At 66.7% G+C, this 1,617-nt stretch carries 2 protein-coding genes; both read left to right on the top strand.

Going from position 1 to position 1,617, the window contains the following annotated elements:
* Positions 1 to 495 precede the first annotated feature (495 nt).
* Complete coding sequence (locus NTW26_01220) at positions 496 to 1,320, top strand: coenzyme F420-0:L-glutamate ligase (protein MCX7020896.1); 825 nt, start codon at positions 496 to 498, stop codon at positions 1,318 to 1,320.
* A 112-nt stretch (positions 1,321 to 1,432) separates the two neighbouring features.
* Positions 1,433 to 1,617: hypothetical protein (locus NTW26_01215; GenBank protein MCX7020895.1), on the top strand; the 185-nt coding region annotated here is incomplete at its 3' end.

Below are 1,617 nucleotides of genomic sequence, written 5' to 3'. Positions count from 1 at the left end.
GTAGGGGCGGCCCCGTGGGATGCATCCCCTGCGGGCCGCCTTTTTCGTGCGACAATAACTTTCGTAGGGCGGGGCCTCTGTGCCCCGCCCGTTGCACAATCCCCTCCCCCCTCTGAGGGGAGGCGCGCCTACGGGTTGGGGTGAGGGGTAAACGTAGAGCGGCCCTGTAGAATAAATCCTCCACGGGCCGCCGTTTTTCCGTTCTCTGCCCCGACCCTCACCCTATCCCTCTCCCTAAAAGGGAGAGGGGACATGCGGTGGCCCTCACCCCCGGTTGCGCCGACGTAGGGCGGCCCTTCCACGGGCCGCCGCGTTTTTCTACGTTCCCAACCCCGACCCTCGCCCCGTTTGCGCCGACGTAGGGCGGGGTTTCCTAACCCCGCCGCTTTCACCCCTCACCCTAGCCCGTAGGCGAGCCTCTCCCCAGAGGGGAGAGGGGAATCGCGGGCCGGCTTTTTGTTGACCGGTGCGGGGCTCCACCGCTATACTCGGGCCGTGAAAAATTTTCCCAAAAAACCCGCCGACGACTCCTCCCCGGACATTGACGGGTACCGACCGTACCGCTCGAAAGAAAAGGCGTGGTACGCCGAGCCGGACAAGCGGACCGGCCGCGTCGCGGTCCGCCCCGACGCCCGCCGCAAGCGCGCCAACCCCCTTCTGGCCACCGTCGAAAAAATCCCCATAAAAACCCGCCTCGTCACCGAGGACGACGACATCGTCGAGCTGTGCATGCAGTATGTGACGCCCGCGAATCCCCAGCCCGGCGACGTCCTCTTTATCTCGGAAAAAATCGTGGCCATCACCCAGGGCCGCACCCGCCGCTTCGAGGACATCAAAGAGGGGTTCTGGGCGAAGTTCCTCTCCGCCCGGGTGGCCAAGCCGCCGTGGGGCATCGGCGCCGTGGGCCTGCCGGTGAAGATGCAGGCGGCGATAGACCTGGTGGGTCTGCCGCGGATTCTTCTGGCGGCGGTCGTGGCGGCCGTCACCCGCTTCCTCGGCCGCACCGGCGACTTCTACCGCGTCGCCGGACCCCAGGTGGCCCAGATTGACGGCAGCCGCGTCGGCACCTTCGAGCGCTACATCAACGTCGTCATCTACGGCCCGGCTTTTCCCAAGTGGGTCTGCGAGCGGGTCCGGGACGCCGTGGGCCTGGAAACCGCCATCATAGACGCCAACGACTACGGCGACGTGGACGTCCTGGGCCGGACCGACGGGGTGGACGCGCACTGGCTGGCGTTGGCGCTGGCCGACAACCCCCTGGGCCAGGAGCTGCAGATGACGCCCCTGGGCCTTCTTCGCCGGAAAAGCCCTCCCACGTAATACAATGGGGCTTTAAGCCCCCCCCCGCCTGGACACCGGGCGTTTTTCTGAACTATATTAGCCGGGTGATAGGAATACCCGGCCCTTTTCACGCACGAAGGACGGTACCCCGATGCGCGCACGCCTGTCTTTTTTACTGGCGGCGGCCCTTTTCTCGACCGGCGCCGCGGCGGCCCAGATCGGCCCCAACCTGGAGGCCAAGCTCCCCGGCCTCGCCGAGAACGAGCTCCTCTGGGTGAACGTCTCCCTCGCCGAGCAGGCGACGGCGGCCGAGCTGCAGCAGCTCAACGCCACGCT

The sequence above is a fragment of the bacterium genome (assembly GCA_026398675.1).
Taxonomy (GTDB): Bacteria; RBG-13-66-14; RBG-13-66-14; order RBG-13-66-14; family RBG-13-66-14; genus RBG-13-66-14.
The sequence above is the reverse complement of the archived record's forward strand: the minus strand, read 5'-3'. Positions and strand labels throughout refer to the sequence as shown.